Annotated in this window: 20 protein-coding genes; 13 read left to right on the forward strand and 7 right to left on the reverse strand. The window is 61.9% G+C overall.

What is annotated here, in order from left to right; all coding sequences use genetic code 11:
* Positions 1-65 precede the first annotated feature (65 nt).
* Complete coding sequence (locus tag WYH_RS02135) at positions 66-584, forward strand: flavin reductase family protein (RefSeq protein ID WP_046902520.1); 519 nt, start codon at positions 66-68, stop codon at positions 582-584.
* Here WYH_RS02135 and WYH_RS02140 read toward each other — a convergent pair.
* The gene (locus tag WYH_RS02140) at positions 581-1,561 is read right to left on the reverse strand and encodes a M48 family metalloprotease (protein WP_169780682.1); all 981 of its coding nucleotides are present in this window, start codon (positions 1,559-1,561) and stop codon (positions 581-583) included. The two genes, WYH_RS02135 and WYH_RS02140, sit on opposite strands and share 4 nt — an antisense overlap.
* Before the next feature lie 225 nt (positions 1,562-1,786).
* On the opposite strand from WYH_RS02140, the gene WYH_RS02145 reads away from it, so the two are divergent.
* Positions 1,787-2,008, forward strand: coding sequence for a hypothetical protein (locus WYH_RS02145; RefSeq protein ID WP_046902521.1), 222 nt, complete (start codon positions 1,787-1,789; stop codon positions 2,006-2,008).
* An 83-nt stretch (positions 2,009-2,091) separates the two neighbouring features.
* Here the strand turns inward: WYH_RS02145 and WYH_RS02150 are convergent, their stop codons facing one another.
* The 4 genes from WYH_RS02150 to WYH_RS02165 form a co-directional block, all read right to left on the reverse strand.
* Complete coding sequence (locus tag WYH_RS02150; RefSeq protein WP_218917151.1) at positions 2,092-3,264, reverse strand: alpha-hydroxy acid oxidase; 1,173 nt, start codon at positions 3,262-3,264, stop codon at positions 2,092-2,094.
* Positions 3,251-3,979: an SDR family oxidoreductase gene (locus WYH_RS02155; protein WP_046902522.1), complete on the reverse strand. Its 729-nt coding sequence runs from the start codon at positions 3,977-3,979 to the stop codon at positions 3,251-3,253. Before WYH_RS02155 ends, WYH_RS02150 begins: the two co-directional genes overlap by 14 nt.
* An 86-nt stretch (positions 3,980-4,065) precedes the next feature.
* A complete protein-coding gene (locus WYH_RS02160) occupies positions 4,066-4,833 on the reverse strand; it encodes a class I SAM-dependent methyltransferase (RefSeq protein ID WP_046902523.1) in 768 nt (255 codons plus the stop codon).
* A gap of 78 nt (positions 4,834-4,911) precedes the next feature.
* Entirely contained in the window at positions 4,912-6,519 is a 1,608-nt protein-coding gene (locus WYH_RS02165) for a GMC family oxidoreductase (RefSeq protein ID WP_053833350.1), read from the reverse strand.
* Positions 6,520-7,007: 488 nt separating this feature from the next.
* Here WYH_RS02165 and WYH_RS02175 point away from each other — a divergent pair, with 488 nt between their 5' ends.
* Positions 7,008-10,004, forward strand: a complete 2,997-nt coding sequence (locus WYH_RS02175; RefSeq protein ID WP_082347752.1) for a TonB-dependent receptor plug domain-containing protein — start codon at positions 7,008-7,010, stop codon at positions 10,002-10,004.
* 26 nt (positions 10,005-10,030) lie between these two features.
* Here the strand turns inward: WYH_RS02175 and WYH_RS02180 are convergent, their stop codons facing one another.
* Together WYH_RS02180 and WYH_RS02185 are read right to left on the reverse strand one after the other, a co-directional pair.
* Entirely contained in the window at positions 10,031-11,284 is a 1,254-nt protein-coding gene (locus WYH_RS02180; RefSeq protein ID WP_046902526.1) for an MFS transporter, read from the reverse strand.
* 202 nt (positions 11,285-11,486) lie between these two features.
* Positions 11,487-12,167 carry a GntR family transcriptional regulator gene (locus WYH_RS02185; protein ID WP_053833352.1) on the reverse strand — a complete coding sequence of 227 codons (681 nt, stop codon included), beginning with the start codon at positions 12,165-12,167 and terminating at the stop codon, positions 11,487-11,489.
* 134 nt (positions 12,168-12,301) lie between these two features.
* On the opposite strand from WYH_RS02185, the gene WYH_RS02190 reads away from it, so the two are divergent.
* Genes WYH_RS02190 through WYH_RS17085 form a run of 10 tightly spaced genes read left to right on the forward strand, consistent with a single transcriptional unit; the run spans position 12,302 to position 26,995 of the window.
* Positions 12,302-15,004, forward strand: coding sequence for a TonB-dependent receptor plug domain-containing protein (locus WYH_RS02190; RefSeq protein ID WP_082347754.1), 2,703 nt, complete (start codon positions 12,302-12,304; stop codon positions 15,002-15,004).
* Positions 15,005-15,025: 21 nt separating this feature from the next.
* Positions 15,026-16,138, forward strand: a complete 1,113-nt coding sequence (locus WYH_RS02195) for a CapA family protein (RefSeq protein WP_046902528.1) — start codon at positions 15,026-15,028, stop codon at positions 16,136-16,138.
* Positions 16,135-16,587, forward strand: a complete 453-nt coding sequence (locus WYH_RS02200) for a TRAP transporter small permease (protein WP_046902529.1) — start codon at positions 16,135-16,137, stop codon at positions 16,585-16,587. The genes WYH_RS02195 and WYH_RS02200 overlap by 4 nt, the downstream gene beginning before the upstream one ends.
* Positions 16,584-17,891: a TRAP transporter large permease gene (locus WYH_RS02205; RefSeq protein ID WP_046902530.1), complete on the forward strand. Its 1,308-nt coding sequence runs from the start codon at positions 16,584-16,586 to the stop codon at positions 17,889-17,891. Before WYH_RS02200 ends, WYH_RS02205 begins: the two co-directional genes overlap by 4 nt.
* A gap of 4 nt (positions 17,892-17,895) precedes the next feature.
* Positions 17,896-18,774: a 2-hydroxyacyl-CoA dehydratase family protein gene (locus WYH_RS02210; protein WP_244877946.1), complete on the forward strand. Its 879-nt coding sequence runs from the start codon at positions 17,896-17,898 to the stop codon at positions 18,772-18,774.
* Positions 18,771-20,858 carry a CaiB/BaiF CoA-transferase family protein gene (locus WYH_RS02215; RefSeq protein WP_046902532.1) on the forward strand — a complete coding sequence of 696 codons (2,088 nt, stop codon included), beginning with the start codon at positions 18,771-18,773 and terminating at the stop codon, positions 20,856-20,858. Before WYH_RS02210 ends, WYH_RS02215 begins: the two co-directional genes overlap by 4 nt.
* The gene (locus WYH_RS02220) at positions 20,855-22,141 is read left to right on the forward strand and encodes a 2-hydroxyacyl-CoA dehydratase subunit D (protein WP_046902533.1); all 1,287 of its coding nucleotides are present in this window, start codon (positions 20,855-20,857) and stop codon (positions 22,139-22,141) included. The genes WYH_RS02215 and WYH_RS02220 overlap by 4 nt, the downstream gene beginning before the upstream one ends.
* On the forward strand, positions 22,138-23,166 hold the full coding sequence (dctP, locus tag WYH_RS02225; RefSeq protein ID WP_046902534.1) for a TRAP transporter substrate-binding protein DctP: 1,029 nt from the start codon (positions 22,138-22,140) through the stop codon (positions 23,164-23,166). The genes WYH_RS02220 and dctP overlap by 4 nt, the downstream gene beginning before the upstream one ends.
* The gene (locus WYH_RS02230) at positions 23,163-24,323 is read left to right on the forward strand and encodes a CaiB/BaiF CoA transferase family protein (RefSeq protein ID WP_046902535.1); all 1,161 of its coding nucleotides are present in this window, start codon (positions 23,163-23,165) and stop codon (positions 24,321-24,323) included. Before dctP ends, WYH_RS02230 begins: the two co-directional genes overlap by 4 nt.
* A gap of 47 nt (positions 24,324-24,370) precedes the next feature.
* Entirely contained in the window at positions 24,371-26,995 is a 2,625-nt protein-coding gene (locus tag WYH_RS17085) for a CocE/NonD family hydrolase (RefSeq protein WP_235979771.1), read from the forward strand.

Consider the following 26,995-nt stretch of genomic DNA (forward strand, 5'->3'; position numbering starts at 1 on the left):
TTGGATAACAACTTGATTCAGAGATCATCCTTGCGAAGCAGGCTGGTGAACAGCATGGAAGAGGCATGACCGAACCCACTCAGACGAATTACGAAGACCTGCTGGAAGCCTACCGGGAGGCGATGCGCCATGTCGCGGCCACCGTCTATGCGGTAACGACGGGCCATGCAGGGGAACGACACGGCATTCTGGCAACAGCCGTGAACTCGCTCAGCTTCGATCCTCCGTCCCTGCTGGTGTGCATCAACCAGTCGGCTTCGCTGCATGAACCGATGAACTGTACCGACCAGTTCGCCGTGAATGTGCTGGGAATGGCCAATCGCGATGTGGCCGATCAGTTCACCAGAGAGCGCGGGGAAGGGCGTTTCGGCGTCGGTGACTGGGAGGAAGTTCACGGCGTGCCGGTCCTCGCCAGTGCACAATCGAGCTTCGTCTGCCGCTGCGTGCACCGCCATGAATTCGGCACGCATACGATCTTCATCGGCGAATTGCTGGCGGCGAAGCACAGCAAGAACGCTGCCCCGCTGACTTATTACGACAGGCACTTCATCGATATCAGCGAAGCACCCGAAAGCGCCGGCTAGAATTCCTCGTCCCGCCGGGGGAGCATGTGGCCGGGCCAGCTCGGCGCGGCTCCGGCGCCCAGATAATCGGCGATCTCGCGTTCCATTATCTGCGCCCGCGATTCCGGGGGCGGGTAAGTGGCGCTGATTTTCAGCAAGCCACCGCCAAGGCGGCCCCCGAGCTCGGAACGCCAGAATGCAGGCGCGATCGCCGGATCATATCCGGCATTCGCCAGCAGGTGAACGGACATGCGGTCCGCCTCGACTTCCACCTGACGGTTATATTTCTGGTTCCGTCCGAATTCGCCGAAAAAGCCTTTGTCGACACCGGCGCTGGACAGGCGGCGACGATGTTCAAGCACCAGATGCGCCATTTCATGCGCGAATATGATGGCCAGCTGTTCGTCATCTGCGTCTTCCGCCAGGCCGTAATTCACCTGGATGACGCGGCCGTTGGATCGGGCGGCGAGATTGTTTCGTGCCCGGATTTCCACCAGGGCGCGGCACCCTGAACTGCCAGGCACCGATATCTGCATCGTCTCCCCGTCGCGGGCGATCCGCAGGTTGACCGGGGCATCGGCCGGCTGGCGGGCAAGCGCATCGAACCCCGCATCGCGCAGCGGGGCATCTTCTTCGGGTTCCAGATCGGCCACCAGTTCGGAGCCGATCGCGATGATGGCATCATTGTCCCGCAGGACTTCGGCAGCGGGGGAACCCGGCACTGTGGTGGAAACGGCGAGATCGCCCCCCGCGAAGGCATTGCCGGTATCCGCCCCGCCATACTGGTCGCGGCTGTGCAGTATCATGCCTGTGATCGGCATATGATCGCGGCAGAGCGCATCATTCGCAGACAGCATCTGGTCGGCGATCGCCGCGAGTCGGACATCCTGCGTGCGCAAGGCGTCTATTGCCGTAATTTCCTGCGGGCTTTGAGCCAGCGCCTGTTGCGAAAATGTCGCAGAAGCGAGGGCAAATACCATTAATGCGGAACGAGTCATCGGTCGGGCTGTTAAGCCATCCATAAGCTTAAGGGAACGGTAACGCGGTTCCGTCTATCGCATTGCCGGAGAAAAAAGACGGGAAGCGTATCACGGGTAGTCATTTGCCTTGTGGAACGTGGCCCAACAGGCCGGGATCGCAAGGTGTTAAAAGGCTGGGAGCACGGGTTGACGTGTTCAAATGCCGTGATATTTGAATAGGCAAGGTAACGGAAGGGTAGCTAAATGATTATTCGTAAAGCACTTGTTGGCCTCGCTGCGGCTGGCGCCGTGTTCGGCTCCACTGCTGCAGTCGCCGCTCCGGCTGTTGACAGCGCGCGTTCCGGTTCGCCGGTTGCTGACGCGGAAGGCATCGGCCCGTTCGCGATCATCGTTGCGCTGCTGATTGCCGGCGGCACGATCGGCGTGATCGCTTCGGACAGCGACGAAGATCCGGTCAGCCCGTAAGCTTTTTTACGGTATCACCGATTAACGAAACGGCGGGGCATTGCCTCGCCGTTTTTGTTTGTACCGGCGATAGGGGCGTGCTCTCACATCAGATCGAGAGTGCGCAGTTCATCGATGTTCCGTGCTCCCAACAGAGCCATGCTGCGCCGCGTTTCGCTCCCCAGCAGATCCAGCGCGCGGAGAACGCCCGCTTCGCCCGCAGCGGACAGTCCATATAGCGGGGCCCGCCCCACAAGTACGGCATCGGCGCCCCGTTCCACCGCTTTGACAATGTCACTCCCGCGCCGGATTCCGCTGTCGAGGAAGATGGTCATTTTCCCGCCCACTGCAGAGACGATATCGGGCAGGGCATCGATAGCGGCGACGGAGGAATCCAGCGCCCGTGCGCCGTGGTTTGAAACCACGATGCCGTCTGCGCCGATGGCCAGCGCCCGTTCCGCATCGGCGGGATGCAGCATTCCCTTCAACACCAGCTTTCCGGGCCAGCGGCTGCGCAATTCGGCAATGCCGTCCCAGTCGAGATTGTCTTGCTTGAACAGGGCGCCGGGCGGGGCGCCTTTGGTGATCCTTGATCGGAGCCGATCAGGCAGGTTCGCCTGGCTAGGCACGCCGCCATCCAGCGCATAGCGGCCCATCGTCCCGGCGAGCCAGCGCGGATGCGCCAGCACGTCCAGCGTATTGCGCGCGTTAAGCCGGAACGGCGTGCCGAAGCCGCTACGGTGGATATATTCGCGGTTGGGCGGCACGGCCATGTCCAGCGTTACGAATAATGCTTCGCAACCTGCGGCCCATGCCCGGTCGACCACAGCGTGAGACAGCGATCGGTCTTCCCACATGTAAAGCTGGAACCACAAACGCCCCCCGGCCTTCGCGATATCTTCCAGATCCATCGTGCTGGCGCTGGAAATCGTGAAGGGCAGGCCGGCCTTCGCGGCGGCACGAGCCAATGCGAGATCGCCGCGATACCACAGCAGCCCTGCCGCCCCGGTCGGAGCAAGCGCCATTGGCAGAGGTGTTTCCCGGCCGAAAATGCTGGTGTCGGGATCGACTTTCTCAACATTGCGTAAAATGCGCGGACGAAAGGTAATGGCGTCGAATGACGCGCGATTGCGCGCCATTCCCGTCTCGTCCTCCACCCCGCGTTCAAGATATTCCCAGATGCCTTTTGGCAATCTCCGGCGGGCCCGTTCGCGCAGGTCGGCAATGTTGTAACAGGCGAGATCGCCAGCCAACTTGGCTGCCCTATCCGCGGCCAAGGAAGGGTATCTTGTTCTGGACGACCATCCCTTCATAAAAGTTCAGATGATCCGGAATATCGGCCATGTGGACGATGACGGCTGCGATATCCATCGGGTCGGCGGTGAGATCGTCCGGCAGTTTGACGGCGCCCGGTGCGATCTCGGTCGCGACGATGCCCGGATGAAAGATGGATGCCGCGATATTATGTTCCCGCCCGTCGATTGCCAGCGAACGGGTCAGCCCGTCCAGGCCCCATTTGCTGGCCGCATAGGCGGGACTGTCCTGGCGCGGAACGCGTGCGGATATCGAGCCGATATTGATGATGCGGCCACGGCCCTGGCCCTTCATCACGCGGAATGCCGCACGGCTGCACAGGAAGGCGGAAGTCAGGTTGGTTTCAATGACCTTGTGCCACAGATCCAGCTCCATTTCGTCCACCGGGGTGCTGTCCGCAATACCGGCATTGTTGATCAGCACGTCGACCGATCCGAACCGTTCCATGGCGGAATCGAACAGGTTCTGGACTGCTGCCTCGTCCGTCACGTCGGTGGCAACGGCCAGAGCTTCGCCGCCCATACCCTCGATCTTTTCAACCAGCTTTGCCAACCGGTCGGCCCGGCGGGCGGCAAGCACGACTTTCGCCCCCTTTTCGACAAAGACCAGTGCGCAAGCTTCCCCGATGCCCGAACTCGCACCAGTGACGACGGCAACGCGTCCTTCCAGAATACTCAACTGACATCCCCTTGAACTTGGTTTTCGGCCGATGGCTTAGCCAAGCGGACCGGGAAGCGAAACCATCAAATCGGGCGCCGGAAGGATCAGTTGAGGCTTGCTGCTGGCTTGTGGAATTCCATTAGCGTGTACCAGGCAAACCAGCGCAAGGGAGACTTGAACAAGGCTTCGTCAATTACCGAGGTCAACTTCAGCACGGCATCGCCAAGCGGTGTATCGCGGACGGGTACGGAAAGGATGGTCGTGAGACCATAGAAGCGCAGTTCGGCAATTTCGAAATAGTTTTCCGCCAGGTCGAAATCGGAGCGCAACAACGGGTGTTCGTCAGGCGTGCGTGCTTCGGGCGTCTTGTCGCGATAGCGATTGAGCACCGGGTTGTGGCCTAGCGGTTCCCAGAACAGTGCGGTTCCACCCGGCCGCAGGACGCGTGCGATACTGGCGAAAGAGCTTTCGAGGTCGAGGTGATGAATGATGCCCCGCCCGAAAACAAAATCGAATGAGTTGTCCGCGAAGGTCATGTCTTCCGCATTCATCGTGCAATAGGTCGTATTGGCCAATCCGGCACTTGCTGCGGCCGCCTTGGCATCGGCAATGGCGACGTCGGAAATGTCGATCCCTGTCAGGGTGCGCGCGATCCTGGCGAGATGAGGGCCCTGAATGGCTGCGCCGCATCCATATTCCAGCGCATCGGCGCCTCGAACACGCTCCGCCACCCGATCGGAAAACAACCGGGAACCGTGTTTGATGCTTGCATAATATTTGCCCTGCGCGTCGCGCACTTCCTCGCTGAACCGGTCATTGTGGAAATCGCGTTCGCTGGCGATCCGGCGATTGCGCGCTTCTTCAGCTTGCATGGGGAATACTCCGAAGCCTCAGATCTTCGTGAAGGTTATCAGAGAGAACTCATGTGCCCTAACGAAAAGCTGGCAAGGTCAGGGAAGGGCGCGTCCCAGCAACAGATCGGCTGCCTTTTCGGCCATCATGATGACGGGGGCATTGGTGTTGCCGCGAATGACATTCGGCATGGCGGATGCATCGACCACGCGCAGGTTTTCGACGCCGCGAACCTTCAGCTCCGCATCGAGCACGGCCTCGTCCCCCGTGCCCATGGCGCAGGTGGAAGTCGGGTGACCCGCGCTCATCAGTGTGGCGCGCAGCCAGCCGTCAATGGCATCATCGCTGTCGGCTCCGGCACCCGGCGCCAGTTCCTTGCCCACGAAGTTGCTGGCTGGAGCGGTGGCGAAGAATTTGCGCTGGAAGCGGATTGTTTCGCGCAGGGTTTGCCGGTCGCTTTCTGCTGACATGAAATTGAGCTGGATCGAAGACCGCTCTTTCGGGTCGGAGCTTTTCAGCCTCACCTCGCCCCTGCTGGCCGGGTTGAGGAGGATAGTGCCGGAAGAAATCTGGTGCCCCGCGCCCTTGCGCCAGCCGGGGAACCAGATGCGGGCTTCATAGGATACGTGGCTCACCTGGAACTGGATATCGGGCCGATCCTGCTTTTCATCGGACCGCAGGAATCCCTGGATGGAAAGCGGGCTCTGTGCCGGCGTGCCGGTGCCCAGCAATTTCCAGCGGATTACGTTCATGGCCAGCCGGTCGAGCCGCAATTGCGCATCGAAGGTGTTTGCCTGCGCTGCTTCCCAGAAGGTGAGGGCGATCGGGTGATCCTGCAGGTTCTGGCCGACGCCAGGCAGGTCGATCACCGGATCCACGCCCATCTCCCCGAGATGCGCTGCCGGGCCAATACCCGACAGCATCAGCAATTGCGGCGAATTGAATGCACCGGCGCAGACAATCACCTCCCGCCGGGCGCGCAGCTGGCGGACCTGCTCGCCCTGTTCGAATTCCACGCCCACAGCGCGCTTTCCTTCAAACAGGATCCGGCGGACCTGTGCGTTCTGTTCGATATGCAGATTTCTTTTATCCGCCACCTGATCGAGATAGGCGCGGGATGTGCTGTGCCGTTTTCCCGCGCGGATCGTGCAATCGGGAATGCCGAAGTCTTCCGGCTCCGCCACGTTGAAATCCTCGCTCGCCTTGTAGCCCAGCCTTTTCGCCGTGTTCAGAAATGCCGGGAACAGTTCAGGATGCGTCTTCATGGGTGTGACGCTGAGCGGGCCGGATCCGCCATGTTCGGGGCCTGCGCCGCGCCAATTGCTTTCCGCCCGTTTGAAATAGGGCAGCACATCGGAATAGCTCCACCCCTTCAGGCCGGCTTCGGCCCAGGCGTCATAATCGGCGGCTGCACCGCGAATATACATCGTGCCGTTGATCGAACTGCACCCGCCCAGCATCTTGCCGCGGGGTAGCGGTTGTTGCCTGCCGTCGAGATTGGGATCGGGCTCGCTCATGTCGCCCCAGCCAAAACGCGGCGATGCTGCGACCTGCATCCAGGCAAGCGGCATGTCGACGAGCAGATTCCGGTCCGATCCGCCGGCCTCCAGCAGCGTGACGCTGGTGCTGTTCGCATTGCTGAGCCGTGAGGCGAGGACGCATCCGGCGCTACCGGCCCCCACCACGATGAAATCCGTTTCGGTCATATGGCGCAAAGTCCCTTTCGCGGGCGTGATAGCCAGCGCTTCCCGGCGCGTCGATCCCGCATCCGGAGGGAATCATGCAAACGCCCTGCGCGCTCTCCGTTCGGGAAGAAGCTGCTCTCGGACACAGTCAACGGGATTGATAAGGTCAATCACTGTTTTGCCGCCGCATTGCTGATCCGTGACAATAATTTCCCTGCATCTGCGGAATTGCATTTTAAGATGGAATTTAAGTCCCTGTAAAACAGCAGGATATGGAGGAAATCCAGATTTCGTGGACCGACCTCCTTTTCCGCCTTGACTTTGACGAAGTCAAATGAGCAACTAGCAACATTACAAGTGCTCTAAGGCACTGACGGGGTGAGGATGTCTGACACGACGGAACAGGGTTTCCGCGTTTGCCGGATTGTGGGCAAAATCCAGTCCAAGAGTTTGTCGCTCTTCCAATCCCCCGTGCGCCTTGTGCGGCAGGCTATGGAAGGGGGATTAGCATGAACGCTCGTCAAATAACTGGAAGCAGGGCATTCTTTCTCGCAGGAAGCGCGCTTGCTGCTTTGTCGGCCCTGCCTGCCCATGCGCAGGATGGCGGCAGCGATGGCGGTCAGGGGGCCGGCAATGAACCCATAGTGGTCACGGGCTCCCGGCTTCAGCGCACCACTTTCGATGCCCCTTCGCCGGTCACGACGCTGGGCGGGGACGATCTGGCCCGGCGTGGCGTCACCAATATTGCGGAAGCGATCACTGAACTACCCAGCTTCCGTGACAGTACCGGGCCCCAGACCCAGGGTTTCGGCAGTTTCAATGTCGGCGCGCGTATCGTGAACCTGCGCGGTCTTGGCGTGACGCGGAACCTGATCCTTGTCGATGGCCGCCGTTTCGCGCCCAGTACACGCGAAGGGTCGGTCGATCTCAATTTCATCCCCTCGATCCTGATAGACCGGACCGAAATCGTCACCGGCGGCGCATCGGCGGCCTATGGCTCCGACGCGATTACCGGCGTGGTCAATGTGATCCTCGACAAGAACCTGGAAGGGTTGAAGGTTCAGGCCGATTACGGCGTTTCGGAGGAGGGCGACGGCGATCGTTATCATGCGGCTGCCGCTTTCGGCACTTCGATCGGCGATCGCGGGCATTTCGTGATTGGCGGCGAATGGTCCGACCAGAACGGCATCGGCAATTGCTTCACCCGCGATTGGTGCACGCCGGGTGCCGTGGTGACCAACCTGTTCCACGGCACGGGTAATGGTCTGCCGAACTATGTCCGCAGCAATGACAATGCCGGCCTGCGCTTCAACAATGCCGGCGTTGTCTATGCCGGACCGACCGATCCGAATGGCGTGGGATCATTGTTGGGGACGGGCGGCATCACCTTTGACAGTGATGGTAATCCGCAACCGTTCGAGGTTGGCAATCCCGCCTTTGCCCTGTTCCAGCGGGGCGGTGATATCCTACCGGCCTATATCAACGCGAATATCACCGTCCCGGTGGAACGCTATTCAGTCAACGCCTTTGCCGATTACGAGATTGCGGACGATGTGACCGTGTTTGTGGAAGGCACTTATGGCCATGTCGATGGCCAGTTGCTGCAGACATCGTTCTTCAGCCTCGGCATCCCGATCTATGCGGATAATCCGTTCATTCCAGCGGAAGTGCGCGCCACCTTGCCGGCGGGGCAGCAGGCGCAGCCCGCCGGGCCCGATACGCTGGTAAGGCCGGGCGCACCGGCATTCTCTCTCGCCCGCATGTTTGACGATTTCGGCCGGGGATACAGCACATCCGCGGCGGATACCTATCGCGCTTCGGCGGGGATAGAGGGCAAGCTCGGTTCGAACTGGAATTGGGATGGTTACTACCAATATAGCCGGACCGACCGCCTCCAGAGGGTGGAGGACAACCTTGTTGTCGGCGCCGCGATATATCCGGTCAGCAACCCTGCCACGATCGCGCAGAGCAACGCCTATTTCTATTTCGCGGCCGATGCTGTCGTGGATCCGTCCACCGGCCAGCCCACCTGTCGCGCTTTGCTGAGCGACGATCCCGCGCTGGTCGCCGCCGCGCAGGGATGCGTGCCGGTCAATCTGTTTGGCGAGAATAATTACGATCCCGCCGCCAAGGATTACATCTACGGTACGCTGATCGAGGACATCAAGCTGGAGCAGCATGTCCTTGCGGCCAATCTCGCCGGCGATCTGTTCGATGCTCCCGGCGGCCCGGTGGGCCTGGCATTCGGCGCTGAATATCGCGTGGACAAGATCGATGTCGTGCATGACGATCTTTCCAACCTCTATGCCTATTTCCAGAATTTCGGCGCCGACTACAACGGCAAGACCGAAGTGGTGGAAGGCTATGCCGAAGTGGAGGTGCCGCTTCTGTCGGACCAGCCCTTCGCCCAGGCGCTGACGGTCAATGGTGCGATCCGGCAAACCCATTACAAGGTCACGGGTTTCGGCAGTTATCTGCGCACGCAGGTGGAAAATTCCTTCGACGCGACCGCCTGGAAACTGAGCGCCAATTGGGAACCGACCGACTGGCTGCGTTTCCGCGTCAGCCGGTCCCGCGATATTCGCGCGCCCAACTTCGCCGAATTGTTCCTGTCCTCCGCCAGCTCCTTCACCACTGTGGCCAATCCCTTCAATCCCGGCCAGACTGAAAATCCGGATCTGCGGAATGGCGGCAGCCCGTTCATCGATCCGGAAAAGGCGGATACATGGGGTGTGGGGATGATCCTGCAGCCTAGCGGTTTCCTCGACGGATTCCGCCTCTCGGTCGATTATTACGACATCAAGGTGAAGGACTATATCGGCACGCCGCCGGGCGGGTTCCAGAACATCATCAACGAATGTTACGGCGGGCGCCAGGCCGCCTGCGATCTGATCAATGACGGATCGATCGCTGCGGGAGAGGATATCACCGAAATCCGCAGTGTTTCGCTCAATCTGGAAGAATTGCGCACCAGCGGGATAGATTTTGAAGCCGATTATCGCTTCGAGCTTGGCGGTGAGAACCAGCTGCTGCTGCGCGGCCTTGCCACCTATACTGACGAACTGACGACAGTTGCCTTCGGGCAGGAGATCGACCGGGCCGGGCAGACCGGCATTGCCGGCAGCATCTCCGCCCCGAAATGGAGCGCCAATGGCTTCCTGACCTTCGTCAATCCGCGCTTCACCGCGACGTTGCAGGGCCGGTATATCGATAGCGGGGTTCTGGATGCGCTTTACAGCGATCCGAGCGATCCAGGATATGATCCGACATTGCCGAACAGCATCAACGACAACAGCGTGCCCAGCCGCTTCTACCTCAACCTGTTCGGCACGATGAAGATCGGCCCGGACTGGGAAAACGGCAATGGCTTCGAACTGTTCTTCAGGATCAACAATCTGCTCGACAAGGATCCGCCGATCGTGCCGGAATTCCAGTTCCCGACGAACCCGGTCTATTTTGACACGATCGGGCGTTACTACACCTTCGGGGCGCGCGCCCGGTTCTGACCGGGCAGGGTGGGGCGGCGGCCCGGTCAGGCCGGGTCGCTGCCTGCCTCGTCCAGTTGTTCCGCTGCGGCGGCAACATCCAGCTTCGCCGTGGCCGGTGTCGTGCGGGGAAGGATCTGATAGGATTGCTGCTGGTCGGCCGGAACCGGCTCGCTGGTGATCTGCCTCCACAAGGCGAAACCCAGGACGCCCAGGCTGCAGACGGCCAGCCACAGGAACAGTCCGCCCGGTCCCACCGCCTCCATCGCAACCCCGGCCACCAATGGCCCGCATGCGGCACCGACGGAATAGATGAGAATAAGCCCGCCGCTTGCGGAAAGGCGTCCGGCGGCATCCAGATGGTCATTCGTATGAGCAACCGACAGGGGGTAGAGCGCGAAGCTCAGCCCCCCGAACAGCGCGCCGATCGGATAGACGATGGCATGTTCAGTGAAGAAGCCGAGAAGCAGCGTGGCAACAACGCAGCCGGCCGCCGTGGCCACGATCACCCGGCGCCGATCGAAACGGTCCGACAGCAGGCCCAGCGGCCATTGCAGCGCCACGCCGCCCACGATCACTACGCTCATGAATGCGGCCGTATCGCTGACCGACATGCCAAGTCGGCGGCCATATGCGGCGCCCAGCCCGTAGAAGGAGCCGAGCATCACCCCGCTGGCGACGGCACCGACCGATCCCAGCGGCGAGACATGATAGAGCCGTCTTAGCGAGATCGGCAGGTGTTCCTGCACGGTGGGGCCTGTCAGACGGGTAAGCGCGATAGGGATGACCGCCAGCGAAATCGGAATCGAGGCGATCAGGAAAGGCAGGGCCGGGGCCCCGGGCGAGAGGTTCAGCAATTGCTGGCCCGCTGCCTGGCCCAGATAGAGCGCGATCATGTAGGCGGACAGAACCGTGCCACGCGTCCGGTCTTCCGCCCGTTCGTTAAGCCAGCTTTCCAGGCAGATGAAAACGGCGGCGACGCTGAGCCCGTCAATGAAACGTAGCAGGACCCAGAAAACAGGTTCATCCACCAGGGTATATATCAGCGCCGTGGCGGAAAAGAGCGACACGAAGGCGGAAAAGGCCCGGATATGCCCGACCCGGTTGATGATCCGCGGCGCCCGCAGCGAACCGATGGTGAGCCCGCCGAAATAGGCGGTCGTGACCAGTGCGATCATCAGCGCGCCGGCGCCGGAATCCTGCAACCGCAAGGTGATCAGTGTCGCCAGATAGCCCGCCCCGGTCATCATCAGGAGGATGGCGACAAGCAGGCTTCTTACACTGATTGCGGCGTGCAACATGCTGGGTCCAATAACGCGAGGCGGCAAATCGTTCCACCTGGGGAGGTGCTTGAGAGGGGGGCAGGTGAATCACACCGGCATTCAGGCGGCATGGAAGGAGGGAATGAAAGGGCCGGTCATCGGGCGTGGGGGCTGGAAGATCCGTGTGTAGCCCTGCTGCCTGGTTGTCTGCCCAGCCTGTTCAGCGGCGGATAGTGTCCGCCTATTCCCGATAATGCATCGCCCGGTCGAGTTCAGAGAGGAACCTGTGCCCGTTCTCCACATGGCGGCGCATGGCGGCCTCCGCGCCGGGCGCATCGCCGCACATGACTGCATCGAGGATCGCACGATGGTCTGCGATCGCTTCTCGCAAGCGGTCGCTCCTGTAAAAGGTTTCGAACAGGAGGTGATGGACCGGAGTATTCAACCGCTTGACCAGCCCCTCGATCACATTGTTGCTGGCACCTCTCATCAGCAGAGTGTGCCACGTGTGGTTCAACTGTCCGAACCGCTCCGACGCGCCGCTATCGACGCAATTTTCCATCTCCTGTTCGATTTCCTGCAATTTCTGCTTGTCCGCTTCGCTTGCATGAAGCGTGAAATCCGCCGCGCATAGGCCTTCAAGAGCGGCGCGCGCGCGATAAAGCTGGCGCACTTCTTCCATTGAGGCTTCGCGAACGGAAGCGCCGCGATATTCCTCTATATCGACGAGGCCTTCTGCGGCGAGCCGCTGAAAGGCTTCGCGGACCTTGAAGCGGCTGCCCCCGGTCTGCCTGATGATGTCCACCTCTACCAGCCGTTGGCCCGGGACAAGGCGGCTGTTCCGGATCTGGGCGCGTATCCAGTCCGCAATTTCGGTCCCGCTCGGCCCCCTGCGGGCCAGTTCATCAGCTGCATCGGTCATTTCATGAGTGTGAAGGTGAACAGCAAAATCGTCAACAATATCGTTATCGAGTTTTTGGTTGCGGAGCTGTATCGCTTGCAGGATGCCTCCCTGCGGAGAACGGCCACAAAGGCCGGCGAGGGGAGAGGTCACCTATGTCGCGTACAGCGATTTCGAAGCAATCCGCGAAGCTTCTGCGTACCGGTTCAGCCTCCGCCATGGCGGCGGCCAGCATGGTCATGTTTCAACCTGCGATGGCGCAGGACAATGCCGAAGAAGAAACCGGCACCCGGAATACCATTATCGTCACCGGCAGCCGGGTGAGCATGGGCGAGGCGCCAGTGGGCGCCACCGCAACCGTGCTCGGCCGGGACGAGATCGTTGAATCAGGCGCCGTCACCATCGACAGGGTGATCAAGGAACTGCCGCAGAATTTCGACCTGGGCGTATCGGAGAATTCGCGCGGCCAGGCAGGCGGTTCCGGCAACATCACTTACGGCAACAGCGTCAACCTTCGCGGTATCGGGCCTTATGCCACGCTGGTGCTGATCGACGGGCATCGGGTAGTGAACAACAGCCGCTCAACCGACCCGTCCGTTCTGCCTACACTGGGCGTCGAACGGGTGGAAATCGTGGCCAACGGCGCCTCCGCCATTTACGGGTCGGATGCTGTGGCGGGCGTGGTGAATCTCATCCCCCGCCGCAATCTTGACGGCGTGGAGGCCTTTGCCCGCTACGGCTTTGCCGAAGACGGCGCGTTCGATGAATGGTCAGCGGGCGCTGCCATCGGCAAGACATTCAGCCGCGGCCAGGTAATGGTGGCGTTCGAGCATGTCGAACGGTCCAATCTCAGCGGGGATGACCGGGATTTCTTCGTTTCCGATCAGCGCCCGTTTGGCGGCGAGGATTACCGGACGGCCCGATGCGCGCCGGGCACGCTGGTAATCGATGGCGTGAACTACGCATTGCCTGCCGAATACACGCAGGCAAACGCGGATGCGATCACTGCCGGAACAGCCAATCTGTGCGACAATCTGACCGGTCAGGATCTGTTTCCCGAACAGAAATACAATTCGGTCAACGCCACCGGGTCATTCGAGATTACCGACTGGGCCGAACTGTTTGTCGACGGTTTCTATTCCAAACGGAAGTTCAGGAGGTTGAGCGCCCAGCCGTCCGCCCGGCTGACCGTGCCCGAAACCAACGCCTTCTTCGTTCGTCCTTCGGGCTTCACGGGAAGCAGTTACCAGATCGATTACAGCTTCGAGAACGAGATCCCGCTTACCGGCACGAATGGCTATGCCGAAAGTTGGCAGATATCGCCGGGTGTGCGTTTTCAACTGCCATTCGGCTGGGAGCTGGAAGCTCTGGCAGCCTATGGCGAAACCCATGATTTTTCGGGGGCCTATGACGGCGTGAACAATGCCGCGCTCAACGCGGCACTTGCCAGCAGCGATCCCTCCGCCGCCTTCGATCCCTACGGCCTCGGGCGAACGCAGCAGGGCGTGATCGATGGTATCTTCAACCAGATATTCCTCGCTCCGACGGATGGCCAGCTTACCTTCTACGAAGCGGGGGCCAGCGGTCCGCTTTTCGACCTGCCCGGCGGCGAGGTGCGGATGGCTGCAGGCTATGAACGGCAGGAATTCGATGTCGATCTCGGTGTGGCCAGAGGCGCGCCGGATACGCCGATGTCGTTCCGGTCGTTCGACCGCAGCGTGGATTCAGTCTATGCCGAATTGCTGCTACCCATCTTCGGCCCAGGCAATGCGATGCCCGGATTTCAGGCGCTGGAACTGACTGCGGCAGTCCGTCACGATAGCTACAGCGACGCCGGCAAGACGACCAATCCGCAATTCGGCGTCAACTGGACGCCGGTGGAAGGGGTGAAGCTTCGCGGGAGTTACGGCACTTCCTTCCGCGCGCCGACCATCCCCGAAATCTATGGCAACGGCTCCAATCTCTACGTCCAGAACTATCAGAACCCGCAAGGCGGAGCGCCCATTATCGGCGTGGCCTATGGGTCGGGACCGAACCTGGATCTGGGTCCGGAAACGGCAACCACATGGTCTGTCGGGGCCGATCTTGAACCCACAGAGAACCTGCGCCTTTCGATCACATATTTCGATGTCGAATATGACGATCAGATCGCCGGCAACCTGTCGAACCTGACGATCCTGGGACAGGAAGACCAATATGCCGGAACGGGCGTGATACTGCGCGGGACGGCGGCGCGCGATCGCGTGGCGGAACTGATTGCCGATGGCAAGCGGGTGCTGGGCGTGCTGCCCGGCGGCAGCGTGGACAATGTGACATTGTTCATCGACGGCCGATCGCTCAACCTTGGAAAATCGATAACGCGGGGGATAGATTTCAATGTCGGTTATTTCATGGATCTCGGGCCGAATGACAGCCTGACCCTGAACGCTTCCGGCACCTATCTCACCGAATATAAGGTTTCCGTCGCCCCTGCGGCGCCGGTGCTCGACCAGCTCAACATCATCTTCCAGCCCCTGCGCTTCAAGGCACGGGCTTCGGTATCGTGGGACCACGGCCCGTTGACCGCGCGCGTGCTTGCAACGCATGTTGGCGGGTACAAGAACAATCTCGTGACGCCGGTGGAAGACGTTGAATCCTTCACCCCCGTGGACCTGACGCTGACCTGGCGCGTGGGCGAAACTTTTGACGGTTCGCTGATGGAAGGGCTCGAACTGATCGGGGAAGTGCGCAATCTGTTCGATGCCGACCCGCCCTATGTCAATCTGGCGCCAAACGGCAATGGCAGCGGCGGCTATGACGCTACTGCTGCCAATCCGGTCGGCCGCCAGTTCGCGATCGGAGCGCGTATTCGCTTTTGATCGCGGGGTACGAGGGGTCGCATGAAGAATAACAAAGTCAGCATAGCCCTGGTGGGGGATCTGGTTCTGGACGAACCGGACGCGGATTACTGGCTGGCGGGGATTGCACCTGCATTGCAGTCGGCGGATCTGGCGATTGGCCATCTGGAGGTTCCCCACACGGCCTGTTCGCAGGAACGGGCCGGCGATGTCCCGGCTCCCGGTGCGCCGCCGGAAAATCTGGGTGCGATCGCGCGTGCTGGCATAGGATTGGTGAGCACTGCCGGTAATCATATCGGCGACTGCGGCGCCGAGGGCATAGATGATACGCTGGAAGGCCTGCGGCTGCACGGCATCCGTCAGGCCGGGTGCGGCGCCAATCTGCGGCAGGCGCGGGCGCCAGCCATAATGGAAGTGCGGGGCGTCACGATCGCGATGCTCAGTTACAATTGCGTCGGGCCGGAATTTGCCTGGGCGGATGAACGTTCCGCGGGCTGCGCCTTCCTCCCACTCGGGACCAGGGACGGGTCACCCGTTTCTCCCCGGGCAGATCTCGAGAGCGTACTCCCATCCGCTCTCGAGATCTTGGAGGAAGATATGGGCCAGGCGCGTGAAGCGGCGGAGGTGGTGCTGGTGGCCTTGCACAAGGGCGTCGTTCACACGCCCGCAAAGCTTGCACCTTACGAGCGGCCAATAGCCCACGCCGCGATAGAGGCGGGGGCTGATGCCGTCCTGTCCCATCACGCGCATATCGTTCGCGGCATCGAATTTCATGCCGGCAAGCCGATATTTCACGGGCTCGGCAATGGATGCGTGGTGACACGGGCGCTCAGCCCTTCGCAGGATCACCCGCAACGCCGCGAATGGGCGCAAAAGCGCCGCGAGATGTTCGGGTTCGAGCCCGATCCGCGCTACACTCTGGCTCCTTTCCATCCGGAGGCGGTCAACGCCTTTATCGGCACTCTTGCCATAGGGCCGGACGGGGACATCGCAGCCGGCCTGATCCCCGTGGATGTGTTGCCACCTGGCCGCCCGGTGCTGGCAAAGGGCCGGCGCGCGCGGGAAATTGCGGATTATGTGGAAGGGATCACTCTCAAGGCTGGCCTGCCGCCGATCCGGATTCAGGACGACGGGCGGATCGAAGCGATCTCATGAACCGCGCTACCAAGCTTGCCGTCTGGGTCGGCGGGATTGCCCTCCTGTTCGCGACCGCCATTGATACAGCCGCAGTGATCGGCCGCCATATAGGCGTGCCGCTGACCGGTTCGATCGAACTGATGCAGGCGGCCGTTCTCGTGTCTGGTTCCATCGGCATCATTGTCGCCACGGCGGCACAAGCACATGCGCGGGTGCACCTTCTGGTGGAGCGGCTGGGCGGCCCACTACGCCAGATGGCCGATCGCCTCTCCGACACGATAACTTTGCTGTTCTGCGCGTCATTGCTGGCCGGGTCGGTCTGGCTTTCCATCGATCTCTGGGATGCGCATGAAACAAGCGAAATCCTGGGCGTTCCATGGCGCGTCCTGCGCCTGTTTGCGAATGGTGCCCTGCTGGTGGTCTGCCTGACCCTGGCCGGACGAATTTTCCGGAAAGGCCGGTCATGATCGATACTCCCGGCACCGGGCTGATCGGCCTTCTTGTCCTCTTCGCCCTGCTGTTTGCAGGAGGGCGGATCGGCGCTGTTCTGGGCATTGTGGGGCTGGGCGGCCTGGCCCTGGTCCTCGGCCCGGAGGCTGCGCTGATAAAGGGTGGCGTGGTGGTGGTGGACACGCTCACCAAATATGAACTGGGAACGCTGCCCCTGTTCCTCTTCATGGCGCATATCTTCTTTTCGGTCGATGTCAGCCGGGATCTTTTCGATGCGGCGGCGAAGCTGGTCGGGCATCGGCGCGGCGGGCTCGCCTACGCCTCGATTGCCGGTTGCGCGGGCTTCGGCGCGATCAACGGGTCGAGCCTCGCCACCACGGCCACGGTCGGCCTCGTCGCCTATCCGGAGATGAAGCAGCGCGGATATGATGATCGCCTTTCCACTGCCACCATCGCGGCAGGCGGCACGCTGGGGCAAATGATCCCGCCATCGGGCGCGCTGATCGTCTATGGCATCATCGCCGAACAATCGATCGGCCGGCTGTTCACCGCCGCGATCATCCCCGGGATTACCCAGGCGCTTCTCTATGCTGCGGTTGTCTTCCTGCTGGTTCGGGCGCGTCCGCAATTTGCGCCGGCCGGTGACCGGGTTTCGTGGGCAGAGCGCTGGCAGGCGCTTGGCCGCATCTGGGAAATCGGCCTGCTGATGCTGCTGGTGATCGGCGGCATAGCCCTGGGCTGGATCAGTCCGCCGGAAGCCGCCGCCGTAGGGGCAGCCGGGGCGCTGGCCATTGCGGCGATACGCGGCAAGCTAAGCCGCGAAACCCTGTTCACTGCCTTTGCCGAAACGCTTCGCACCACGGGGCTGATCTTCCTGATCGTGATCGGCGCATTGATATTTTCCGTCTTCGTGGGGGTTACCGGGCTGTCCGATGCCATCGGGGAGGTGGTGCTGGGATTGGGGGCGGGCACATTCGTGACCCTGCTCCTTATCGGCCTCGTACTTCTGCTGCTCGGCACCGTTCTCGACGGGCTGGGGCTGATGCTGCTCATGACGCCGATCCTGCTGCCGATTGTCGAAGCAAGCGGGATGACGGCGATCTGGTTCGGAATCTTCCTCGTCAGGGCGATGGAGGTGGGTTTTCTCACTCCGCCGCTCGGCATCAATCTCTATGTCATGCAGGGCGTGGCCAAGGATATTTCCATCGCCAATATCTTTCGCGGCGTGATGCCGTTCCTGGCCAGCGACGTGCTGCATCTCCTCCTGCTGATCCTCTTCCCGGCCATGGTTCTGTGGCTGCCACGACTTCTTGGGAACTGATACCGTGATCGCACTAGCCGGACCCAACCTTCCACATGATGTCATCACTGCCTCGCAGCGCGGGGCCGGGCCGCTTGGCTTCGATCCCGATCGGGATTCGCCGCGGGCACGGCAGTGGCTCGAAACGAAATTCGCGCCTTGGGCACCCCCTGTGCTCGAAGCCTGGCTGGGCGGCGAATATGATCATCTCGACCATGTCCTGTTCAGCAGAGCGGAAGATACGTCGCAGCGGCTGTATTACTATTGTTGCGAACTGCAGCGGCGGGGCCTACTCGGCGGACCACGGCCGCTGATCTTCGACATCGCGAAGATTCCGCGCCCTGCCAGCCTGGACCGGACGGTAACGCAGGTGCGCGAATTGATGCGGTTCCTCGAAGTGACTGAGGATGCTCTTGAAGAAGCAATCGTGCGGAACAACCGCCAACGCGCCTTGAAAGCCCCCGAAACGGTCCGCCCCATTTGCCTCCTGACAGGCACCGCCCCTCCGGACCGGCGGCTGCACAGCGTCATAGCCGGCGCCGGTTTCGAACCGTCTGCCCGGACCCTGGCCGAAGACTGGGTAGATCTGGGTGAACCGGTCGCAGAGGGAACCGGCGATCCGGCACGAGCCGTGGGGAGTGTCCTGCATGCAAGGGGCGACGGGCCGCGCAGCTTTTCGGATCCGGCAAGACATCTGGCAGCAGAGATCGAAAGGAGGGGAGCGAGCGCAGTAATCCATTGGCGTATAGAGGAAGACGAGGCCCAGACCTGGCATCTGCCGGCAGAACGGCGCGTGCTGGAGGCCAGCGGCCTGCCGTCGCTTGTCCTCACCCGGCGCGACTGGCTCTGCCGGGATGGAGCCGTGGATGAGATCGGCGCCTTCCTGGAAGGAGTGGGCGCATGAGCTTCCTTGCCGGACATCGCGTTGCCGCACTCGGCGGTATGCAGGATCGCCCGCTCGCCCGTTTCCTCGCCTCGCTCGGCGCGGAAATCGGAGGCCCGGTGGAGGGCGCCTCCTTCGTTATCGACGATCTCGGCCGCGACAATATCGGAGAACAGCCGATTGGCGCCGGAACGATCCATGTTTCCGTGACGCCTTTCGGTTCGGATGGCCCGCGCGCTCATTGGCGCGGAGGGGAACTCGTCGCCTCGGCCATGGGGGGCGCGCTTCGGCTGACTGGCGAGCCGGGAGAAAAGCCGGTCAAGGAGGCCGGGGATGCCTGTACTTTCCATGCGGACATGGTCGCTGCCGCCGGCGCAATGGCCGCACACTTCGCGCGTGGAACGCATGGCGCAGGCCAGCATGTCGATGTTTCCATCCAGCAGGTCGCGATGAGCCGGAACGTGAACGGCGTGCTGGTGTGGCAGTTCGACAAGCGCAAGCTGGACCGGGCCGGCGGCTGCATCGCCTATGGCAAGGCCAAGGTTCGGGTAATCTGGCGCCTGGCCGACGGCTGGTGCTTCCACGCCCTCATGACAGGCCGCCTCGGCGCACCCGCGAACCGGGCGCTGTCGGACTGGATGGACGAAGCCGGCGTCGACAATCCCATGCAGGGTGTGGACTGGCTGGCCTACAACCGTTCAACCCTGCCAGCTGAAACCCGCGCCGGGTGGGAAGCGGCAATGGCGCGCTTCTTCGCCTCACGCACGAAGGAAGAAATAGCGACCGAGGGGCGCCGTCGCGGCATCAATGCCTGCGTGGTGAACGAACCTGCCGACGTGATTGCGGACCCCCATCTGGAGGCGCGCGGTTTCTTCAATACCCCGTCCGGCCTTCCAGAACGCTTCGCGCTGATTACGCAAGGCAATGCGGCACCGGCGGCGCCCGCTATCCATTCCGGCGAACGTCCGGGTCCGCTTTCGGGCGTGAAAGTGCTCGACTTCGCATGGGCGCTGGTGGGGTCAATCACCACCAAGACATTGGGCGATCTCGGGGCCGAGATCGTGAAGATCGAAACCCGCAACCGGCCGGACCTCGCAAGGCTGGACGTGCAGGTGTCGGCTTCCAGCGACCGCAGCTTCGATGACAAGCCGTGGTTCGCACATCTGAACACTTCCAAGCGCAGCCTGACGCTCAATCTCAAGGAACCTGCCGCTTACGAGGTGTTGAACCCGCTCATCGACTGGGCCAATGTGGTGGTGGAGAATTTCTCCCCGGGGACCATGGCAAAACTCGGGCTGGATTACGAAAAGCTGGCCGAACGGAATCCCGGCATCGTGATGGTGTCCGGTAGCGTCTATGGTCAGACCGGCCCGCTGGCCCGGGAATGGGGCGTCGATGGCACGGGCGGTGCGTTGTCAGGGCGGACTTTCCTGACCGGCTATCCCGATGGCCCGCCCGTTATTCCCGGCGCTGTTCCCTATGGCGATGTGATTGTTCCCTTTGTCATGGCCGCAAATGTGGCGGCAGCGTTGCAGCATCGGCGCGAAACCGGGCGCGGCTGCCACATCGATGCGAGCATGTACGAGATATGCGTTCAGCAGATGCGTGATTTCATCGCGGCCGCGAAGCGGGGGGAACATCCGCAGCGCATGGGAAACACGGCGCCCGGCATATTCTTCCAGGAGGTATACCCTGCCGCCGGCGAAGACCGCTGGGTGGCCATCAGCCTGTTTTCGGAAGAGGACCGGGCAAAGCTGCAGGCGATTGCCGGTCCTGACGTGGCCGCATGGACGGCGCAGCGCGACGACAAGGCAATTGCAGAACAATTGCAGGCAGCCGGCATTGCGGCCGGTGCCTTGCAGGATTGCGAAGATCTGCTGGAACATGACCCGCAGATCGCCGGGCGCGAGGCGCTGGTGCAGCTGGAACATGCCATCCTAGGCCAATTCGGCCACATGAACACGCCCCTGCGCTTTTCGAGGGATCGCTTCGCGCCGTTTCGCGCGCCCTCGATGGGCGAACACAGCCATCAGGTTGCGCGCCAGATTTGCGGGCTGGAGGAGGGCGTGATCGATCGACTGCGCGAACAGGGAGTTTTCCAATGAACGTCTCCGCCAACCAGCGCAGCCGCAAGTCCCTGGCCTGTACGACAGCGGCAACGGCTTACCAGAAGGCGTTCGGCAAGGAATTGCGCCGCAAGGTCGTGGACGAGCAGGAACCGTTCGCCATCGTCCAGGCCGATACGCCGCACGAGATTTTCCACGCGATGGACATCCCGATCATCACCAACCAGTGGTGGTCCGCCTATATTTCGGCAAAGCAGCTTTCGGCCCGTTATTTCGATACTCTGGTCGATGCTGGCTACCCGGCCAATAGCTGCAAATATTGCAGTCTGGGGCTGGCCTGCACGCTGGCCAACGATCCGGAAACGGCGCCCTGGGGCGGGCTACCCAAGCCGACGGTTCTGGTTGCGCGGCTCACCTGCGATTGCATCCAGCATGTTTTCGGCCAATGGGCGGAGGCCCTGGGGAGCGAATTCTTTCCGATGGAAGCACCCGCCTGGGTGGACAAGGACCTGCGCTGGTACGCCCATGCGCAGAGCGATTGGGAACGGGTCTATCAACCGGACCGGATCGCGCAAATGGTCCGCGAGATGGAAGATCTGATCGCGCTTCTTGAAAAACGCACGGGCCGCCGGTTCGACGAGGAAAAGTTCCATCACCTGATGGAACAGATCAACGTCCAGGAAGGCTATATCTGGGAAGCGGCGCAGGCGATCGGGGCCGCGCGGCCATGCCCGGTATCCATTGCGGAACAGATGCCCAATACCATGATCCCGCAATGGCACCGCGGATCCGAATGGGCGGTGGGGCATGCAAAGCGGTTCCGCGATGAAGTGATGGAACGGATCAACCAGGGGTTGGGCGCGTCATCCAGAGAGAATATCCGCCTGATGTGGATCGGTGCGGGCGTGTGGCACGATCCGGGCTTCTACCAGGCATTGGAGGAAAGCCTCGGGGCGGTGTTTGTCTGGTCGATGTATATGCCCTTTGCCGGGCCGTCCTATATTCGTGATCTCCACGGTCGGCCGATGGAGGCGCTGGCCAGCCGCGTCGCCTCGATGAACGAAACCCTGCATCTGCCACCCTGGATGAACGGCTGGATGACGGCCGAGGCGCAGCGCTGCGGGATCGATGCTGCGGTGATGTTGTTGCCGCCGGATAACCGCCTGTCGCAATCGGGTACGAAGATGACTGCTTCCGCTCTGGAAGATGCCGGCGTGCCGGTCCTGATGATCGATGCCGACATGGTCGATGCCAAGATCTGGGATCATGATCGCATGGTGGGGATGGTGGCCGATTTCCTGGCCGAGAAGGGCCTGGCATGAGATTGCTGCTGCTTCTGGCCGCCCTGTTGCTCACCGCTTGTGCGCGGGACGTGCCGGAGCAGGTGACGGAACTCACCTACGCGACGCCCTATCCTCCATCGCATCCGTTCAGCCGTGCGGACCAGCGGTGGATCGACTTTGTCGAGGAGGAATCGCAGGGGCGGCTGGTCATTCGCCCGATCTGGTCCGGCGCCTTGCTGTCGGCCGACATGTCGATGGAGGAATTGCGCCACGGCGTGGCCGATATCGGCCTCATCACGCCGATCTATGTCCGGGGCGGAACACATCTGCTGCGCATCCAGACGGGATTCTACAGCGGCGCGGATTCGGTTGAATCGCAGGTCGCGCTCTATCGCTGCCTTGAAGCGCGCATACCGCAGATATCGCGGGAGCTTGACGGTCTGAAAGTGCTGGCGGTGCAAGGCGGTTTGCTGCCCGGAATACTGACCCGCGGCAAGCGAGTGGAGCAACTGTCCGATTTGCGCGGATTGCGTATTCGCGCACCCACCGAATTGCTGGCCGTGTTGCAGAACCTCGGGGCCGACCCTGTGAACATGCCGATGGGCGAAGTCTATTCGGCCCTCGCCAAAGGGGTCATCGACGGAGTGATTGCCCCGCTGGACACGCTCCGTGCGCTGCATCTGGCCGAAGTGACCGACTATTTCTATGACCTGCGCGTGCCGCGCGGCGCCTATCCTGCGCGGGCCATGGGCCTTGAACGGTGGCGCCAGCTCGAACCGTGGCAGCGTGACCTGCTCGAACGCAGCGTGGCCGCCTGGGAAGAGGCGCTGGCCGACGAAATCCGCAAGTCCGAAGCCGTGGGGCGGGCCGCGGGGGAAGGGCGGATCATCTATTCCAGCGCGACACCGGCTGAACAGCGGCATTTCGACCAGATATATCTGCGTGACGCCGAAGAGAATGCGCGCGCACTGGAACAGTTCGGGATTGATGGTCTGGAAGCCTTCAAGCTCGCCCGCGCCAGCTTTGCCGCGCGCGATCGTATTTCATGTGGAGATATTTCATGAGCCAGCCGCTTGCCGGCTTTCGAGTGGCGGATTTCAGCCATGTCATGGCAGGCCCCTTTGCCAGCCATCTGCTGCGCCTGATGGGGGCGGAAGTCATCAAGATAGAATCCCGCAATGGCGACCAGTTCCGCAATTACGGGGCCGATCGCCGGTTTGACGGGATGAGCCCGGCCTTCATCGCCGCCAATGTCGGCAAGAAGTCGATCGCGCTGGATCTCAAGGATCCGGAAGAGCAGGAGATCGCCCGCAAGATCGTGGCGAACAGCGATGTATTGCTGGAAAATTTCCGCCCTGGCGTGATCGCGCGCCTGGGCTTCGGCTATGATGCCGTCGGGGAATGGAAGCACGACATCGTCTATTGTTCGGTTTCCGGTTATGGCCAGAAGAGCGAGCAGCGCGACTGGCCGGCGATCGACAATATCGTGCAGGCAACCAGCGGCATGATGATGCTCAGCGGGGCCGAGGGCGATCCGCCTGTGCGGATCGGCTTCCCCATCGTGGATACGCTCACCGGGCAAACGGCTGCGGTGGCCATTCTGGGTGCCTTGCTCCAGCGCGAACGTACCGGGCAGGGCGCCTATATCGACGTGTCGATGCTCGATGCAGCCATGGCCTTCATGACCTCCGCCCTGACACCTTATCTCGTGACCGGACAGACGCTGAAGCGCCTCGGCAATACGGGATATAGCGGCTTGCCCACGGCGGCCCTGTTCGAAACTGCGGACAACCGCCACGTTTCTCTCGGCGTGGTGCAGGAAAACCAGTTTGCGGCGCTCTGCCGGCATCTGGGCCGGGAGGATTGGCTGAAGGATCCTCGCTTCGCCACCCCGGACGCAAGGCGCGCCAATTTCGATGCGATGTTCGCCCAGCTCGAAAAGATATTCAGAACGCGTGATGCCGATCAGTGGGAACGCGAACTCAGCGCGGTCAACATCCCCTGCGGCAAGATCCGCCATGTGGGGGAGGCTGCTGAGCTATGCGGTTCGCAAGCCCTGCTGGACGTGAATATCGAAGGTCTGCCGGGCGATGGCGCGGTTGCGGTGCCGAATGCCGGCTTCGACATGGAACCCGGCGCCCCTGGAACGGCGGAGCCACCGCCCCGACTGGATCAGAACCGGGAAGAAATCCTGCAATGGCTGGCTTCGCTGGAGGAGTGAACCGCAGGAAATGACAAAGCCCCAGCAGAGGGATCGGGAGAGTAGCGATGATCTTGAGACTAGCGATTGCATTGGCAGCCCTGGCGGCGCTGGTGGCGCCTGCCCGGGCGCAGGATTATCCGGGGGTCGAAAGGCGCTCTCTCTACGTGCCGGTGCATGATGGCACCAGGCTGGCAATGAATATCTACCGTCCTGCGGATGCAGGCGGAAAGGCGGTGCAGGATCGGCTGCCCGTGATCTTCGTCTTCACCCCCTATCGGGCGCGGTTCATCAATGGCGAAGGACAGGTCGAAGAAGCCGCGCTGGACGATCGGCTTGCCCTGCGGTCGCTTATCAGGGCCGGCTATGTCGTGGCTGTGGCCGATATACGCGGCAAGGGGCCATCCTTCGGCGCCCGCCGCGGCTTCCAGGACCGGACGGAGGCGCAGGACGGCCATGATCTGGTGGAATGGCTCGCCGACCAGCCATTTTCCAGCGGGGCGGTCGGTATGGTGGGCTGTTCTTATCTCGGCGGCACGACGATGCACACGGCCAGCACCGCGCCGCCATCGCTGCGGGCGATATTCACCGGGGCGACCGACTGGGACAAATATGCATTCGTCCGCCGCGGCGGGATCACCGCACAATTCAACACGCGCCCGGACGAACCATTGTCCCAGGATCTTGCCAGCGTGCCGGTCGATGATGACGAGGGCGGGGAACTGCTCCGGCAGGCGGTGGCGCAACACGCCGATAACACTCCGATGGCGGGGCTATGGTATTCGATGCCCTATCGCGACAGCGTATCGCCGCTGACCGGCAATGCCTTCTGGGACGAAGTGGCGATCTGGCGCTATGCCGATGCGATCCGCGAAGCCGGTATTGCAACCTATCTCTGGAGCAATTGGAAAGACGAACCGACCAGCCAGGTCATCGTCGCGGCTGAAAATCTCGGCAGTCGGTTACTTGTCGGACCGGGCAGCCATTGCGCTCCGCCGCCCGCCTTCGATTTCATAGGCGAGATCCGGCGGTTCTTCGATTACCATTTGAAAAATATCGATAATGGCTTCGCCCAGCAGCCACGCGTGACCTATTGGTCGGACGAGGGAGAAGGCAGGGGGCAATACCTCCGGACCGACAGCCTGCCCGGATCGGATGCGCTTTCGGCGGCGTTCTACCTGTCGGCAACGGAGCAGGACGAGCTATCGCTCTCACCCCGCGCAGGCATTGATGCGGACGACGAATTCACGGTCGATTACGGCGTGGGCGACAGTGAATATTTCGCTTTCTGGCCCAGTCCGCTGGACGAACATGGCATCGTCTATACCAGCGAACCGCTGGACCAGCCGATGGAACTGCTCGGCTATCCCGTCGCCCATCTGGAGGTTGCGGCCGACCGCGAGGATGCCGATCTTTTCGTCTATCTCGAAGAGGTGGCGCCCGATGGCGATGTCGAAGTCCTGTCTTTCGGCCGTCTCCGGATTTCCCACAGGGCCACTGCGGACGCGCCGTGGAACAATCTGGGACTGCCGTGGCATTCCGGGCTGGAGCGCGACGTGGCGCCTTTGCCCGCAGGGGAAACGGCCCGGCTAAACATCGCGATGATGCCGCTTTCGCATCGGTTCGAGCAGGGGGCGAGATTGCGGTTCGTTGTCACCGGCGCCGATCCGCGGCAACGCAACCTCGCCGATGTCAGACAGGATCCGCCGCCGCGCATAACAATAATGCGCGGTCAGAAATCCGGTTCACGCATTGATCTCCCCTTGCGTCCTGCGGCGGGTGAAGCGGCGCCGGCAGCCGCGCCCGCGCCAATGGCCGCCGTCCAGGGACAGATCGGCGAAGCGGCCGGAACGGGGCCTCATCCGGCAATTGCCCAATCGCGCGAGGATGCGCCGAATTATACGCTCTATCGGCCGAAAAACCTGCCTTCGCGCCCGCTACCCCTGGTGTTGTGGGGCAATGGCGCCTGTCTCAACAACGGGCTGAGCGCCAGCCACGCCCTGCGTGAATTTGCCAGTCACGGTTTCGTGGTCGTCGCCAATGGCGCTCCGCTTGAAGAGCGTGCGGCGCTTGAGAGCATCTCGCCTCCGCCATCAGCAGGTACGCCGGCGCCGCCCCCTGCCGAACGCGCACCGGATCAGACCGCGGTGGCGCAAATGCTCGCAGCGATCGAGTGGGCCGAGAAGGTCAATCGCGACGCGTCCGATCCATTATTCGGCAGGATAGATACGAGCCGGATCGCAGTGACGGGGCATAGTTGCGGCGGGCTTCAGGCGCTGGCCGCCGGGGCGGACCCGCGCATTGATACCGTCCTTGTCTATGGAAGCGGAGTGTATAACCGCCCCGGAACCGGGCTGAGCGGCGTGCAGATCCGCAAGCAGGATCTCGACAAGCTGCATACGCCGGTGGCCTATATATTGGGCGGGCCGGAAGACATCGCCTATCCGAATGGAACTGACGATTTCCGCCGTATCGGCCATGTGCCCGTGATACTCGCCAATCTGCCGGTGGGCCATGGCGGCACCCTCCCGCTTGTCAACGGCGGCGATTGGGCGCGGGTAGGCGCGGCGTGGCTCAAATGGCAATTGAACGGCGATCAGCAGGCCGCCCGCGAATTTGTCGGGGAGGATTGCAGGCTGTGTTCCACCTTTGGCTGGACAGTGGAGAAGAAGCAGTTTCCCGGCCCGGGATGA

The organism is Croceibacterium atlanticum (assembly GCF_001008165.2).
GTDB classification, from domain to species: Bacteria; Pseudomonadota; Alphaproteobacteria; order Sphingomonadales; family Sphingomonadaceae; genus Croceibacterium_C; species Croceibacterium_C atlanticum.